Source organism: Rathayibacter oskolensis (assembly GCF_900177245.1).
GTDB classification, from domain to species: domain Bacteria; phylum Actinomycetota; class Actinomycetes; order Actinomycetales; family Microbacteriaceae; genus Rathayibacter; species Rathayibacter oskolensis.
The window spans coordinates 1,615,211-1,629,674 of the sequence record NZ_FXBM01000001.1 but is presented as its reverse complement, the minus strand read 5'-3'; the positions used below and the strand labels follow the sequence as shown (position 1 = coordinate 1,629,674).

The window sequence follows — 14,464 nt, the reverse complement described above, 5'->3', positions numbered from 1 at the left end:
TCTGTGTGCCGGGCGGGCCGGCGCACTGCGATCGGTGACGAGGGGGAGGAGGCGCCGCGCCGGCCGGGATCGGAGGACGCGGCGCTCCTCCGCAGAGGGGTGACGGACGACGGGCACGCCCCTCGCCGCCGTGACGGCGGGAGGGACGTGCCCGGCGGATCAGGTGTTGAGCGCCTCGAAGAGCGCCTCGAGGTCGGCCTCGGGGTCGGTCAGCGTCAGCGTGAGCACGGGACGGCCGTGCTCGGCGAGCACGCTCGCGTCGCCGGCGGCCTGAGCGAGGATCAGCTGGCCGAAGGTGAACGGGCTCTCGGGGATCTCGAGGTCCACGCTCGCGCGCTCGGTGATCTGGAGGAAGACGCCGGTCGGCGCTCCGCCCTTGTGGTACTGCCCGGTCGAGTGCAGGAAGCGCGGGCCCCACCCGAAGGTGACCGGGCGCTGCGCCTGAGCCGCCAGGAGGTCGCGGACGCCCTCGAGCTGCGGGAGCGCGAGGCGGTCGACGTAGGCCTGGATCGACACGTAGCCGCCGTCGCCCAGCTGGGCGAGGAGCAGGTCGACGGCCTGCGCGACCGTCGTGGCGCCCTCGGTCACGGCGGGCGTGCCGGTGACATCGATGCCGGCGTCCGTGAACGCCGGAGTTGCCGGCTCCGGACGCTTCTCGAGCAGAGCACGGGTCGCGATCTTCGCCGACTCGACGTCGGGCTGGTCGAACGGGTTGATCCCGAGCAGTCGACCCGCGACGGCCACGGCGTACTCCCACGTGAGCATCTGCGCACCGAGCGAACCGGAGAGGAGGATCTCGCCCTCGTGCCGGTCGCGCGGGAACAGGTGCAGGGCGCTGGCGTCGTCCACGAGGCGGACGACCTGCACGTCCGGCAGGTCCTCCGACAGCTCCGGAGCGAGCGTCCCGAGGACGACGGGGAGGATGCCCGTGCCGTCCTTGCCGGTCGACTCGGCGATCAGCTGCTCCGCCCAGTCGGCGAAGCCCACGATGTGGGTGCCGTCGGCGACGATCGCGAGCTTGTCGCGGCGCGGGCTGGTAGCGGCGATGGCTGCTCCCAGGATCAGTCCCGGGTTCTCGGGGGAGTCGACGGCCAGGCCGAGCGACGCCTCCGAAGCCTCGTCGAGGAGGGCCTCGATGTCGGCACCCGCGAGCCCGGACGGCACGAGACCGAAGGCCGACAGCGCCGAGAAGCGGCCGCCGATGTTCGGGTCGGCGTTGAAGACGCGGTAGCCGGCCTCGCGCGCGGACGTGTCGAGCGGCGAGCCCGGGTCGGTCACGATCACGATGCGGTCCAGCGGGTCGATGCCGGCCTCGGTGAAGGCCTTCTCGTACGCCTTCTTCTGGCTGGCGGTCTCGACGGTGGATCCCGACTTCGACGAGATCACGACCGCGGTCGAGGCCAGCCGGTCGTTCAGGGCGGCGAGCACCTGACCGGGAGCGGTCGAGTCGAGCACGGTGAGCTCGACGCCCGCGGTGCGCGTGATGACCTCGGGAGCGAGGGAGGAGCCGCCCATGCCGCCGAGCACGATGTGATCGACGCCCTTCGCGTGGAACTCCTCGCGGAGCGCGACGATCTCGGGGATCAGCGGGCGGGAGACGGTGGTCGACTCGGTCCAGCCGAGTCGCTTGGCCGACTCCTCCTCGGCCTCGGCGCCCCAGAGCGTCGGGACCTGCGCGGTGATGCCGGAGGCGACCTCGTCGGCGACGAGATCGGGGACGACGCGGTCGACGGCCTTCTCGGCGTCGCCGCTGACGTGGATCTGGATCGCCATGCTCAGGCCTTCGCCTTCGCGCCCTCGAGCGCGCCGGTGACGGTGTCGAGCAGCTCGTTCCACGAGACGACGAACTTCTCGACGCCCTCCTTCTCGAGGAGCTCGGTGACGTCGGCGTACGAGACGCCCTGGGCGGCGACGGCGTCGAGCACCGCGTTCGCCTCGGCGTAGGAGCCGGTGACGGTGTCGCCGGTGATCTCGCCGTGGTCGAAGGTCGCCTCGAGGGTCTTCTCGGGCATCGTGTTGACGACGCCGGCCGCGACGAGCTCGGTCACGTAGAGGGTGTCGGGCAGGTCGGTCGACTTGACGCCGGTCGAGGCCCAGAGCGGGCGCTGGCGGTTCGCTCCCGACTCCTGGAGCAGCAGGGCGCGCTCGGTGGCGAACGCCTCGACGAACACCTCGTAGGCGAGCTGCGCGTTGGCGACGCCCGACTTGCTCTTCAGAGCGCGGGCCTCGTCGGTGCCGACGGCCTCGAGGCGCTTGTCGATCTCGGTGTCGACGCGCGAGACGAAGAACGAGGCGACGGAGTGGATCGTCGACAGGTCGATGCCCGCCTCCTTGGCCTTCTCGAGCCCTGCCAGGTAGGCGTTGATGACCGCGCGGTAGCGGGCGAGCGAGAAGATCAGGGTGACGTTGACCGAGATGCCGGAGCCGATGACCTCGGTGATGGCCTCGAGGCCCTCGACGGTCGCCGGGATCTTGATCATGGCGTTGGGGCGGTCGACCTTGGCCCAGAGGGCCTTGGCCTGCTCGATCGTGCCCTGCGCGTCGTGCGCGAGGCCGGGCTCGACCTCGATCGAGACGCGGCCGTCGTAGCCGTTCGTCGCGTCGTAGACGGGGCGGAAGATGTCGGAGGCGGCGGCGACGTCGTCGGTGGTGATCTCGAAGACGGCGTCGGTCACCGAGGTGTCGGCGGCGGCGAGCTCGCGCACCTGGGCGTCGTAGGACTCGCCGTTGGCGAGGGCGGCGGCGAAGATCGTCGGGTTGGTGGTGACTCCGACGACGTTCCTCTCCTCGATCAGCTTCTGCAGTCCGCCGGACGAGATGCGGGTGCGAGAGAGGTCGTCGAGCCAGATGCTGACGCCGGCGGCGGAGAGCTCTGCGGTGGGGGTGTTCTCAGTCATGTCTCTTCTTCTTCGTGCGTAGGTGGTGCGGGTCGTGGGGGGAGTCGTCGGGCTGACGGCGAAGGCCGCGTCCGTGGTGGACGCGGCCTTCGGGGTCAGGAAGCCTCGATCGACTCCTTCGCGGCGGTGAGTGCCGCGTCGGTCGTGATCCCGAACTCGCGGAACAGGGTCTTGTAGTCGGCGGAGGCACCGAAGTGCTCGATCGAGACCGAGCGGCCGGCGTCGCCGACGTACTTCTGCCAGCCGAGGCTGAGGCCGGCCTCGATCGAGACGCGGGCCTTGACGGAGGAGGGGAGCACCTTCTCGCGGTACTCGGCGTCCTGCTCCTCGAACCACTCGAGCGACGGCGCCGACACGACGCGGGCGTTGATGCCCTCGTCCTTCAGCAGCTGGCGCGCCTCGACGGCGATCTGCAGCTCGGAGCCCGTGGCGATGAAGATAACGTCGGGCGTGCCGTTCGGCGCCTCGGCGAGCACGTAGGCGCCCTTGGCGACGTTCGAGGCGTGCGCGAAGGTCTCGCCCTCGGCCTCGCCGTCTCCTCGCTCGAACACCGGGATGTTCTGGCGGGTGAGCGCCAGGCCGGCCGGGCCCTCGCGGCGCTCGAGGATCGTCTTCCAGGCGTAGGCGACCTCGTTCGCGTCCCCGGGGCGGACGATGTCCAGTCCCGGGATCGCGCGGAGGGCGGCGAGCTGCTCGACCGGCTGGTGCGTCGGGCCGTCCTCGCCGAGAGCGACGGAGTCGTGGGTCCAGACGTAGATTGCGGGCGCCTTCATGAGCGCGGCGAGACGGACCGCCGGGCGCATGTAGTCCGAGAAGATCAGGAAGGTGCCGCCGAAGGGGCGCGTGTTGCCGTGCAGCACGATGCCGTTGAGGATCGAGCCCATGGCGTGCTCGCGAATGCCGAAGTGCAGCACGCGGCCGCCCTTCTTGCCGGTCCACTCGTGGGTCGAGAACTCGGTGGGCACGAAGGAGCCGGCTCCCTCGATCGTCGTGTTGTTCGACTCCGCGAGGTCGGCGGAGCCGCCCCAGAGCTCGGGCACGACGCCGGCGAGGGCGTTGATGACCTTGCCGGACGCGGCGCGGGTCGACACCTCCTTGCCGGGCTCGAAGACGGGCAGCGCCTCCTGGACGCCCTCGGGCAGCGCGCCGCTCAGGACGCGGTCGAGGAGGACCTTCTTGTCGGGGTTGGCCGACGCCCAGGCGTCGAACTGCTCGTTCCACTCGGCGTGCGCCGCCTGGCCGCGCTCGACGGCCTTGCGGGTGTGCTCGATGACCTCGTCGGCGACGTCGAAGGTCTTCTCCGGGTCGAAGCCGAGGACCTCCTTGAGGCCGCGCAGCTCGTCGGCGCCGAGCGCCGAGCCGTGGATCTTGCCGGTGTTCTGCTTCTTCGGCGAGGGCCAGCCGATGATCGTCCGCAGGATGATGAGCGACGGCTTGTCGGTCTCGCCCTTCGCGGCCTCGATCGCGGCGTGGAGCTCGGCGACGTCCTCGTGGTACTCGCCGGTCTTCTTCCAGTCGACGACCTGCACCTGCCAGTCGTAGGCCTCGTAGCGGGCCCTGACGTCCTCGGTGAAGGCGATGTTGGTGTCGTCCTCGATCGAGATCTGGTTGGAGTCGTAGATGACGACGAGGTTGCCGAGCTTCTGGTGGCCCGCCAGCGAGGAGGCCTCGCTGGTGACGCCCTCCTGGAGGTCGCCGTCGCCGGCGATCACGTAGACGAAGTGGTCGAAGGGCGAGGTGCCGGCGTCGGCCTCGGGGTCGAAGAGGTCGCGCTCGAAGCGGGACGCGTAGGCGAAGCCGACGGCGGAGGCGAGGCCCTGGCCGAGCGGGCCCGTCGTGATCTCGACGCCGTCGGTGTGTCCGTACTCGGGGTGCCCGGGGGTCTTGGAGCCCCAGGTCCGCAGAGCCTTGAGGTCGTCGAGCTCGAGTCCGTAGCCACCCAGGTAGAACTGGACGTACTGGGTCAGCGAGGAGTGGCCGACCGAGAGGATGAAGCGGTCGCGTCCGATCCAGGTCGCATCGGAGGGGTCGCGGCGCATGACCTTCTGGAACAGGAGGTAGGCGGCGGGCGCGAGGCTCATGGCGGTTCCGGGATGGCCGTTGCCGACCTTCTCGACCGCATCCGCGGCGAGGACCCTCGCCGTGTCGACTGCCTTCTCGTCAATGGATTCCCATTGCAGTTCTGACACTTGGTACTGACCCTTCTCGAGACGTGGGGCAGACGGGGACCGTCCGCCCTCTCGCATGGTGGAGCACGCCGCATGACGACTTCGGCACGATGCTCCGGCGACGGCCCTCTCGGCCGCGTAGGACCGATCGGTCGGACGGGCTCGGGTGCGTGCCGGGCGCTCTGGCGAGCAGTACCGATCCTACCGACGGGAGGGTCCCGCCCCGCGGGGGTTGCGGCTTCGCATATGTCGGCGCTCGTTTGGGCAAGCGTGCACTCGCGGCTCCCGTGCGGCGACGGCGCATTACACTCGTTCGGGATCATCGATCGTTAGAGGAGCAATGGACGTAGCCGTAGAGACCACCGCCGTCGAGCGAGGCGGACCCTCGCGGTCGGCGCTCTCTCGCAAGGTCAGGGCGTTCGTCTCGTTGACCAAGCCCCGGGTGATCGAGCTGCTCCTCGTCGTCACGGCGCCGACGATGATCCTCGCGCAGGGCGGCATCCCGGACCTGCTCCTCGTGCTGAACGTCCTCATCGGCGGAGCGCTGAGCGCCGGGTCGGCCGGCGCGTTCAACTGCTACTTCGACCGCGACATCGACCGCATCATGAACCGGACGAAGAACCGGCCCCTCGTCACGGGCGAGATCTCGGATCGCGCCGCGCTGGTGTTCGCGACCACGATCGGCGTGCTGTCGATCCTCTGGCTCGGCCTCACGGCCAACTGGCTCGCGGCCGCCCTCTCGCTCGCGGCGATCCTCATCTACGTCGTCTTCTACACGCTGTTCCTCAAGCGCCGGACGCCGCAGAACATCGTCTGGGGCGGGATCGCGGGCTGCATGCCCGTCCTGATCGGCTGGGCGGCGGTGACGGGCTCGCTCGACTGGGCGCCGGTCATCCTGTTCTCGGTCATCTTCCTCTGGACGCCGCCGCACTACTGGCCGCTCTCGATGAAGTACCGCGACGACTACCAGGCCGCCGGTGTCCCGATGCTGGCCGTGGTGCGCGGGCGGACGATCGTCGGCCTCCAGGTGATCCTGTACGCCTGGGCGACCGTCGCCTGCTCGCTCCTGCTGATCCCGATCGCCGGGATGGGCGTCGTCTACACCGTGGTGGCCCTTGCGAGCGGAGTGTGGTTCGTCGCCGAGACGCACCGGCTCTACAACCTCGCCATCCGCCACGAGCACGTGTCGCCGATGCGCGTGTTCCACGGCTCGATCGGCTACCTGACGCTGCTGTTCCTCGCCGTCGGCATCGACCCGCTGCTGCCCTTCTGATGGTGACGCCGTTCTCCCTCCTCGCCGAGCGCGTCACGCTGACGCCCCGGGCGCTGCGCTGGGGCACGACCGCCGCTCTGGTGGCGAGCATCCTGATCATCTTCTTCGGGGGAGTGGTGCGGCTCACCGGCTCGGGTCTCGGCTGCCCGACCTGGCCGGCCTGCGAGGCGGGGTCGTTGACCTCGACGCCCGAGCTCGGGATCCACGGGTTCATCGAGTTCACCAATCGCGCCTTCACCGGCGTCCTCATCGTCGCCGTCGGCTGGGCGATCACCGCCGCGCGGCTCCAGAGGCCGCGCGACCGGACGATGACCCGGCTGGCCTGGTCGCAGTTCTGGCTCGTCGTGGCCAACGCGCTCGCGGGCGGCGCGACCGTGCACTCGGGTCTGAACCCGTACATCGTCGCGGGGCACTTCGTCCTGGCGATCGCGCTGCTCACGACGACCTCCCTGACCTGGCACCGGGCGCACCGCTCGCAGTCGACGTCGTTCGAGCCCGACGCCCTGACGCGCGGCATCAGCATCGCCGTGGTCGTCGCGACCCTGCTCGTGATCCTGGTCGGCACGCTCGTGACGGGCACCGGTCCCCATGCGGGCGACTCGGCGGAGGTGCCGCGCATGCAGTTCCACTGGGAGAGCGTCACCGTCGTCCACGGGATCCTCGGGACCGCCTCGCTCGTGCTGGGGATCGCCCTCTTCGCGCTGCTCGCGCGCGCCCCGGGATCGGAGCTCGCACGACGCCGGGTGCTGACCTTCGTGATCGTCGTCGTCCTGCAGGCCGTCGTCGGTGTCGCGCAGTCGCTGCTCGCCCTCCCGGAGGCGCTCGTCGCCGTCCACCTGCTCGGATCGGCGCTCGTCTGGGTCGGTGCCGTCCGGGTGCTCCTCGACGTCAACCCGCGGCTCTTCACCGTGCGGTCGCAGCGGCGTCAGGCCGCGGAGGAGCTCCAGCCCACGCGCTGAGCGTCACCCGCGGCTCGACGTGTGCAGGTGGTGCCGGAGCCGGAGGAGCGCCATCGGCAGCGCGCGGCCGGGCAGCTCCCGGGCGAGCGCCTCGGCGAGGTGCGTGAAGACGGGCGCCTCGTCGCGCGCGAGGCGCAGGCGCGTCAGCGCGATGAGGAGGCGAGGGAGTCGGGGGAGGCGGTCGTCGTTCTGCATGGCTGCACTCCACCACGGACCACTGACACGCGTATGGCCATGCGCGTCTGACGTCGCGACGCGCTCTACCCGGCCGACACCCAGGTGCGGAGGTTCCGCTCGGCTCGCACCGTCCGTAAGATGAGTAGCTGGTTCAGGTTCGGCGCGGGACGCGCCCTCCGCGCAGATCGCGGGAGCCGGGACCGACGGCCCGATGGAGCGCCGCAGCACGCCTCAGGACATCCCAGGGACGCACATCACCCGCTCCGCGCATCTCTCCGATCGCGCGACCGGCCGGAACGCACCTCACGGGTCCACCCCGGGGGAATGACTCCGGAGCCCGACCGGTTAGCAGTGGGTAGGAAACGAGGTACACATGTCAGACATCCTGATCGACCGCCCCGAGCTCGAGAGCCTCGGCGTCTACGAGTTCGGCTGGTCCGACTCGGACTCCGCCGGTGCGTCCGCGCGCCGCGGCATCTCACCCGAGGTCGTCTCCGACATCTCCGCGCTGAAGAACGAGCCCGCCTGGATGCGCGAGCGCCGGATGAAGGCGCTGAAGCTCTTCGAGCGCAAGCCCATGCCGACGTGGGGAGCCGACCTGTCGGCCATCGACTTCGACAACATCAAGTACTTCGTGCGCTCGACCGAGAAGCAGGCGCAGACCTGGGACGACCTCCCCGACGACATCAAGAACACCTACGAGCGACTCGGCATCCCGGAGGCCGAGCGTCAGCGACTCGTCGGCGGCGTGGCCGCCCAGTACGAGTCCGAGGTCGTCTACCACCAGATCCGCGAGGATCTGGAGGAGCAGGGCGTCATCTTCATGGACACCGACACGGCGCTGCGCGAGCACCCCGAGATCTTCCAGGAGTACTTCGGGACCGTCATCCCCGCCGGCGACAACAAGTTCGCGGCTCTGAACACGGCGGTCTGGTCGGGCGGCTCCTTCGTCTACGTCCCCAAGGGCGTCCACGTCGACATCCCGCTGCAGGCCTACTTCCGGATCAACACCGAGAACATGGGCCAGTTCGAGCGGACGCTGATCATCGCCGACGAGGACAGCTACGTCCACTACATCGAGGGCTGCACCGCGCCGATCTACAAGTCGGACTCGCTGCACTCCGCCGTGGTCGAGATCATCGTGAAGAAGAACGCCCGGGTGCGCTACACGACGATCCAGAACTGGTCGAACAACGTCTACAACCTGGTCACCAAGCGCGCCATCGCCCACGAGGGCGCGACGATGGAGTGGATCGACGGCAACATCGGCTCCAAGGTGACGATGAAGTACCCGTCGATCTTCCTCGTCGGCGAGCACGCGAAGGGCGAGACCCTCTCCGTCGCCTTCGCCGGTCCCGGTCAGCACCAGGACGCCGGCGCCAAGATGATCCACATGGCTCCCTACACGCAGTCGTCGATCGTCTCGAAGTCGATCGCCAGGGGAGGCGGGCGCGCCGGGTACCGCGGTGAGGTGCGGGTCGATGCGAACGCGCACCACTCCGCCAACACCGTGCGGTGCGACGCTCTGCTCGTCGACACCATCTCGCGCTCGGACACCTACCCCGCGATCGACATCCGGGTCGACGACGTCCAGCTCGGCCACGAGGCCACCGTCTCGAAGGTCAGCGAGGAGCAGCTCTTCTACCTGATGTCCCGCGGGATGCCCGAGGACGAGGCCATGGCCATGATCGTCCGCGGCTTCATCGAGCCGATCGCACGCGAGCTGCCGATGGAGTACGCCCTCGAGCTCAACAAGCTCATCGAGATGGGGATGGAGGGGAGCGTCGGTTGATCGCTCTCCCCGTCTCCACCGGGGCGCCCACCAGGGGCGCCCTGCACACTGCGAAAGGAACCACCGCCTGATGACGGTCCCCACGAGCGCCGAGACGACCCCCGCGGTCGACGGCGCGGACGCCGCTGCGCGCCTGGGCATCACCGCCCACTCCGACGGGGCGTTCACGCCCGTGCAGACGCGCTCCGAGCGCTTCGCCTCGACGGACGTCGACGCGTTCGAGACGGTCACCGGCCGTGAGGTCGCCTGGAAGCTGACGCCGGTGGCGCGGCTAGGCGATCTGATCGGCGGCGACCTCGACGGCTCGGCCACCCCGCTCGAGACGGCCCCCGTCGAGGGAGTCGACGTCTCGTGGGTCGGGCGCGACGACCAGCGGATCGGCACCGCCGGTCTGCCCGAGGACCGCGCGGCGGCGAACGCCTGGTCGCAGTTCGAGCAGGCGCTCGCGATCCGCGTGAGCGGCGAGGACGAGAAGGTCGCGACGCTGATCCGCTCGGGCCTCGGCTCCGGGCCTCGCGCGGCGCACACGATCATCGAGGCCGCTCCCTACGCGCGCGGTGTCGTCGTCCTCCAGAACGAGGGTGCGGCGACGCTCGCCGAGAACGTCGAGATCCTCGTCGGCGAGGGCGCGCAGCTCACCGTGGTGACCCTCCAGGAGTGGGACGACGACGCCCGGCACCTCGCCAACCACTTCCTCCGCATCGGCCGCGACGCGAAGGTCAAGCACATCGTCGTCACGCTCGGCGGCTCGGTCGTCCGCGTGAATCCGTCCGCCCACCTCGTCGAGCGCGGAGGCGACGCCGAGCTCTTCGGCCTCTACTTCGCCGACGGCGGTCAGCACCTCGAGCAGCAGGTCTACGTCGACCACGACGCCCCCGACACCCGCAGCCGGGTGACCTACAAGGGTGCCCTGCAGGGCGAGGGAGCGCGCACGGTCTGGATCGGCGACGTCCTCATCCGCAACCGCGCCACAGGCACGGACAGCTACGAGCAGAACCGCAACCTCGTCCTCTCGGACGGCACGCGCGCCGACTCGATCCCGAACCTCGAGATCGAGACCGGCGACATCGCCGGTGCCGGCCACGCCTCCGCCACCGGCCGCTTCGACGACGAGCAGCTCTTCTACCTGCAGTCCCGCGGCATCGCCGAGGACGAGGCGCGCCGCCTGGTCGTCCGCGGGTTCCTCAGCGAGATCGTGCAGCAGATCAAGGTCGCCGAGCTCGAGGACCGCCTCCAGCTCGCGATCGAGGCCGAGCTCGCGAACAGCGCCGGCCAGACCGGCTCCCGCCCGTCGGAGGTCTCGGCATGAGCAACGCCGCCATGATCTGCTCGGTGTCCGAGCTCGTGCCGAACCAGGCCATGCGCGTGGAGGTCGACGGCGTCGCCATCGCCGTCGTCCAGGACTCCGCCGGCGAGATCCACGCCATCGGCGACACCTGCACGCACGGCGAGATCTCGCTGTCCGAGGGGTTCGTCGAGGGCGAGACCCTCGAGTGCTGGGCCCACGGGTCGCAGTTCTCGCTCCGCACCGGTGCCCCGCTCAACCTGCCGGCCTACGAGCCGGTCCCCGTCTTCGCCGTCGAGATCATCGACGGCGACGTCTACATCGACCCGACCGTCACGAAGGAAGTCTGAATGTCCGTTCTCCAGATCAGCGATCTCCACGTCAGTGTCGAGACCGAGCAGGGGACCAAGCAGATCCTCCGCGGTGTCGACCTCACCATCAACCAGGGTGAGATCCACGCGATCATGGGCCCGAACGGGTCGGGCAAGTCGACGCTCGCCTACACGATCGCGGGTCACCCCAAGTACCACGTCGACGGCGGCTCGATCACCCTCGACGGCGTCGAGGTGCTCGACATGACGGTAGACGAGCGCGCCCGCGCGGGTCTCTTCCTCGCGATGCAGTACCCGGTCGAGATCCCCGGAGTGACGAACACGAACTTCCTCCGTACCGCGAAGACCGCGATCGACGGCGAGGCGCCGGCGATCCGCACCTGGACGAAGGACGTCAAGTCGGCGATGTCCAATCTCAAGATGGACCCCTCCTTCGCCTCGCGCAACGTGAACGAGGGCTTCTCGGGCGGTGAGAAGAAGCGCAACGAGATCCTCCAGCTCGAGCTGCTCGCGCCCCGCTTCGCCGTCCTCGACGAGACCGACTCCGGCCTCGACGTCGACGCGCTCAAGATCGTCTCGGAGGGCGTGAACCGCGCCCACGCGACGACCGGACTCGGCGTGCTGCTGATCACGCACTACACGCGGATCCTGCGCTACATCGAGCCCGACTTCGTGCACGTCTTCGTCGCCGGCCGCGTCGCCGAGCAGGGCGGCAAGGAGCTGGCGACCCGACTCGAGGACGAGGGCTACGACCGCTTCCTCATCCCGGCGACGGCCTGATCATGGCCGTCACCACACTCGAGCCCAAGCTCTTCGACCAGGTCGAGGAGGCGCTCAAGGACGTCATGGATCCCGAGCTCGGGGTCAACGTCGTCGACCTCGGCCTCATCTACGACCTGGGCTGGGACGACGAGAACGACGCGCTCGTCATCCACATGACGCTCACCTCCGCCGGCTGCCCGCTCACCGACGTGCTCGAGGAGCAGACCGCCGAGTCGCTCGACGGGATCGTCGAGGCCTTCCGGATCAACTGGGTCTGGATGCCGCCGTGGGGCCCCGAGCGCATCACCGAGGACGGCCGCGACATGATGCGCGCTCTCGGCTTCTCGATCTAGCCACGCGAACGACGAAGGGCCCGGAGGCGAACCTCCGGGCCCTTCGTCGTTCGCTGCGCCGCGATCAGCGAGTGCGTCGCGAGAGCAGGGCCCAGCCGGCGGGGAGCAGCGCTGCGGCGAGGAGCGCCTTGAGCAGGTCGCCGACGAGGAACGGCACCAGACCGGCGTTCAGCACCGAGCCGAGGTCGGCCGGGTAGCCGAGCGAGCCGAGCGCGGTGGCGAGCCAGGGAAGGCCGACGAGGTAGATCGTGGCCGTCCCCGCGAGGAAGGTGACCAGGGTGCCGACGACGCGGCGGTCCCACTCGCGCTGGGCGAGCCAGCCGGTGACGACCGCGGCGAGGAGGAAGCCGACGATGTAGCCGCCGGTCGGCCCGGCGATGACGGACCAGCCACCGGAGGCCTCGGTGAAGATCGGAGCGCCGAGCGCACCGACCAGCGCGTAGACGAGCATCGACAGCGCGCCGCGGAGGGCTCCGAGGGTCGTGCCGACCAGCAGCACCGCGAAGGTCTGCCCGGTGAACGGCACGGGCCACATCGGGATGTAGAGCTGCGCCATGGCGGCGGTGAGGCCGGCGCCGGCGACGACGAGGATCAGATCGGTGGCGATCGAGCGCGCGAACAGGCGGTCCGCGAGGACCGGACGCGACGGAGCGAGCGAGTAGTCGGACATGTCTGTTCTCCCAAGACCGGGTCGCCCGAGAGCGAGGATCGAATGCGTCCGCGGGAAGCGGACGTGAACCGGCCCCGCGGCTCAGGAAATATACTAGGGGGCTGCCGCATCGCGGCCTCTTGCCCCACACCTCCCGAACGGACCGCCATTTCTTGGCGAGAACGGACAGCACAGTGCTCAGCGTGCACGACCTCGAACTCCGAGTCGGCGCCCGACTCCTGATGGAGAACGTCTCCTTCCGGGTCGGCGACGGCGACAAGGTCGGCCTCGTCGGCCGCAACGGAGCCGGGAAGACGACGCTCACCAAGGTGCTCGCGGGTGACCTGATCGCGGCGAAGGGAACCGTCGACCGCGGCGGCGAGATCGGCTACCTCCCGCAGGACCCGCGCTCCGGCGATCCCGAGGAGCTCGCGCGCACGCGCATCCTCGACGCCCGCGGTCTCGGTCAGCTGGTCCTCGGCATGCAGGAGGCGACCGTCGCGATGTCGAGCGCCGACCCCGCCGAGAGCGAGGCGGGGATGAAGAAGTACGGCAACCTCACCGATCGCTTCCTCTCGCTCGGCGGCTACGCGGCCGAGGCCGAGGCGGCGTCGATCGCGAGCAACCTCAACCTCCCCGACCGCATCCTCGACCAGCCGCTGAAGACGCTCTCCGGAGGTCAGCGCCGACGCATCGAGCTCGCGCGCATCCTCTTCTCCGACGCCAGCACGCTCATCCTCGACGAGCCGACCAACCACCTCGACGCCGATTCCGTGGTCTGGCTCCGCGAGTTCCTGAAGGGCTACCGCGGCGGCTTCATCGTCATCAGCCACGACATCGAGCTCGTCGGCGAGACGGTGAACCGCGTCTTCTACCTCGACGCCAACCGCCAGGTCATCGACGTCTACAACATGAATTGGAAGAACTACCAGCGCCAGCGCGCCGCCGACGAGGAGCGCCGCAAGAAGGAGCGCGTCAACGTCGAGAAGAAGGCGGGCGCCCTCCAGCTGCAGGCGGCCCGCTTCGGCGCCAAGGCCTCCAAGGCCGCCGCGGCCCACCAGATGGTCGCCCGCGCCGAGCGGATGCTCAGCGGGCTCGAGGAGGTGCGCGCGGTCGACCGCGTCGCCAAGCTCCGCTTCCCGACGCCCATGCCGTGCGGCCGCACGCCGCTGCAGGCCGAGAACCTCTCGAAGAGCTACGGCTCGCTCGAGATCTTCACGGCGGTCGATCTCGCCATCGACCGCGGGTCGAAGGTGGTGATCCTCGGGCTGAACGGTGCGGGCAAGACCACGCTGCTGCGCATCCTCGGCGGCGTGGACGCTCCCGACACCGGCTCGATCGAGGCCGGCCACGGGCTCCGGATCGGCTACTACGCACAGGAGCACGAGACGATCGACGTCAAGCGCTCGGTGCTCGAGAACATGGTGTCGGCGAGCCCTAACCTCACCGAGACCGAGGCGCGCCGGGTGCTGGGCTCGTTCCTCTTCACGGGCGACGACTCCCACAAGCCAGCCGGCGTGCTGTCGGGTGGCGAGAAGACCCGCCTCGCGCTGGCGATGATCGTCGTCTCGGGGGCGAACGTGCTGCTGCTCGACGAGCCGACGAACAACCTCGACCCTGCCAGCCGCGACGAGATCCTGGATGCGCTCGCGCACTACGAGGGCGCGGTCGTGCTGGTCAGTCACGACGAGGGCGCGGTCGAGGCGCTCAACCCCGAGCGGGTGCTGATCATGCCCGAGGGCACCGAGGACCACTGGACCGCCGACTACCTCGACCTGATCACGCTCGCCTAGCTGTACTGCCTGTTCCGGGCTCGC

The 14,464-nt window shown here is 69.7% G+C and carries 13 protein-coding genes; 8 read left to right on the top strand and 5 right to left on the bottom strand.

The genetic code is table 11. The features are described 5' to 3' along the window. Positions 1-159: 159 nt before the first annotated feature. The 3 genes from B9Y99_RS07790 to tkt all read right to left on the bottom strand — a co-directional run bounded on the left by B9Y99_RS07790 (position 160) and on the right by tkt (position 5,086). On the bottom strand, positions 160-1,773 hold the full coding sequence (locus B9Y99_RS07790; RefSeq protein WP_085475924.1) for a glucose-6-phosphate isomerase: 1,614 nt from the start codon (positions 1,771-1,773) through the stop codon (positions 160-162). A gap of 2 nt (positions 1,774-1,775) precedes the next feature. Next, a complete protein-coding gene (tal, locus tag B9Y99_RS07785; protein ID WP_085475923.1) occupies positions 1,776-2,897 on the bottom strand; it encodes a transaldolase in 1,122 nt (373 codons plus the stop codon). Positions 2,898-2,992: 95 nt separating this feature from the next. Further along, positions 2,993-5,086, bottom strand: a complete 2,094-nt coding sequence (gene tkt, locus B9Y99_RS07780) for a transketolase (protein WP_085475922.1) — start codon at positions 5,084-5,086, stop codon at positions 2,993-2,995. A gap of 319 nt (positions 5,087-5,405) precedes the next feature. Between tkt and B9Y99_RS07775 the strand changes: the two genes are divergently transcribed. Next, entirely contained in the window at positions 5,406-6,338 is a 933-nt protein-coding gene (locus B9Y99_RS07775) for a heme o synthase (protein WP_085475921.1), read from the top strand. Continuing rightward, the gene (locus B9Y99_RS07770) at positions 6,338-7,297 is read left to right on the top strand and encodes a COX15/CtaA family protein (protein ID WP_085475920.1); all 960 of its coding nucleotides are present in this window, start codon (positions 6,338-6,340) and stop codon (positions 7,295-7,297) included. Before B9Y99_RS07775 ends, B9Y99_RS07770 begins: the two co-directional genes overlap by 1 nt. A gap of 3 nt (positions 7,298-7,300) precedes the next feature. Here the strand turns inward: B9Y99_RS07770 and B9Y99_RS07765 are convergent, their stop codons facing one another. Further along, the gene (locus B9Y99_RS07765) at positions 7,301-7,492 is read right to left on the bottom strand and encodes a hypothetical protein (RefSeq protein ID WP_085475919.1); all 192 of its coding nucleotides are present in this window, start codon (positions 7,490-7,492) and stop codon (positions 7,301-7,303) included. Positions 7,493-7,847: 355 nt separating this feature from the next. Between B9Y99_RS07765 and sufB the strand changes: the two genes are divergently transcribed. The 5 genes from sufB (at position 7,848) to B9Y99_RS07740 (ending at position 11,998) form a co-directional block, all read left to right on the top strand. Beyond that, a complete protein-coding gene (sufB, locus tag B9Y99_RS07760) occupies positions 7,848-9,266 on the top strand; it encodes a Fe-S cluster assembly protein SufB (RefSeq protein ID WP_085475918.1) in 1,419 nt (472 codons plus the stop codon). A 70-nt stretch (positions 9,267-9,336) separates the two neighbouring features. Then, on the top strand, positions 9,337-10,575 hold the full coding sequence (sufD, locus tag B9Y99_RS07755; protein ID WP_085475917.1) for a Fe-S cluster assembly protein SufD: 1,239 nt from the start codon (positions 9,337-9,339) through the stop codon (positions 10,573-10,575). Then, positions 10,572-10,901 (top strand): non-heme iron oxygenase ferredoxin subunit, encoded by a 330-nt coding sequence (locus tag B9Y99_RS07750; protein ID WP_208856896.1) that lies wholly within the window; start codon positions 10,572-10,574, stop codon positions 10,899-10,901. The genes sufD and B9Y99_RS07750 overlap by 4 nt, the downstream gene beginning before the upstream one ends. Further along, a complete protein-coding gene (gene sufC / locus B9Y99_RS07745) occupies positions 10,902-11,663 on the top strand; it encodes a Fe-S cluster assembly ATPase SufC (protein ID WP_085475916.1) in 762 nt (253 codons plus the stop codon). 2 nt (positions 11,664-11,665) lie between these two features. Beyond that, complete coding sequence (locus tag B9Y99_RS07740) at positions 11,666-11,998, top strand: metal-sulfur cluster assembly factor (RefSeq protein ID WP_068207993.1); 333 nt, start codon at positions 11,666-11,668, stop codon at positions 11,996-11,998. A 64-nt stretch (positions 11,999-12,062) separates the two neighbouring features. Here B9Y99_RS07740 and B9Y99_RS07735 read toward each other — a convergent pair whose 3' ends face one another. After that, complete coding sequence (locus B9Y99_RS07735) at positions 12,063-12,668, bottom strand: biotin transporter BioY (protein WP_085475915.1); 606 nt, start codon at positions 12,666-12,668, stop codon at positions 12,063-12,065. Between the two features lie 173 nt (positions 12,669-12,841). Between B9Y99_RS07735 and B9Y99_RS07730 the strand changes: the two genes are divergently transcribed. Then, complete coding sequence (locus B9Y99_RS07730; RefSeq protein ID WP_085475914.1) at positions 12,842-14,440, top strand: ABC-F family ATP-binding cassette domain-containing protein; 1,599 nt, start codon at positions 12,842-12,844, stop codon at positions 14,438-14,440. The last annotated feature ends 24 nt before the right edge of the window (positions 14,441-14,464 follow it).

Bases quoted from the DNA above. Each gene is read 5' to 3' on its own strand.
- B9Y99_RS07790 (WP_085475924.1), bottom strand. From the start codon at position 1,773: ATGGCGATCCAGATCCACGTCAGCGGCGACGCCGAGAAGGCCGTCGAC.
- tal (WP_085475923.1), bottom strand. From the start codon at position 2,897: ATGACTGAGAACACCCCCACCGCAGAGCTCTCCGCCGCCGGCGTCAGC.
- B9Y99_RS07775 (WP_085475921.1), top strand. From the start codon at position 5,406: ATGGACGTAGCCGTAGAGACCACCGCCGTCGAGCGAGGCGGACCCTCG.
- B9Y99_RS07770 (WP_085475920.1), top strand. From the start codon at position 6,338: ATGGTGACGCCGTTCTCCCTCCTCGCCGAGCGCGTCACGCTGACGCCC.
- B9Y99_RS07765 (WP_085475919.1), bottom strand. From the start codon at position 7,492: ATGCAGAACGACGACCGCCTCCCCCGACTCCCTCGCCTCCTCATCGCG.
- sufB (WP_085475918.1), top strand. From the start codon at position 7,848: ATGTCAGACATCCTGATCGACCGCCCCGAGCTCGAGAGCCTCGGCGTC.
- sufD (WP_085475917.1), top strand. From the start codon at position 9,337: ATGACGGTCCCCACGAGCGCCGAGACGACCCCCGCGGTCGACGGCGCG.
- B9Y99_RS07750 (WP_208856896.1), top strand. From the start codon at position 10,572: ATGAGCAACGCCGCCATGATCTGCTCGGTGTCCGAGCTCGTGCCGAAC.
- sufC (WP_085475916.1), top strand. From the start codon at position 10,902: ATGTCCGTTCTCCAGATCAGCGATCTCCACGTCAGTGTCGAGACCGAG.
- B9Y99_RS07740 (WP_068207993.1), top strand. From the start codon at position 11,666: ATGGCCGTCACCACACTCGAGCCCAAGCTCTTCGACCAGGTCGAGGAG.
- B9Y99_RS07735 (WP_085475915.1), bottom strand. From the start codon at position 12,668: ATGTCCGACTACTCGCTCGCTCCGTCGCGTCCGGTCCTCGCGGACCGC.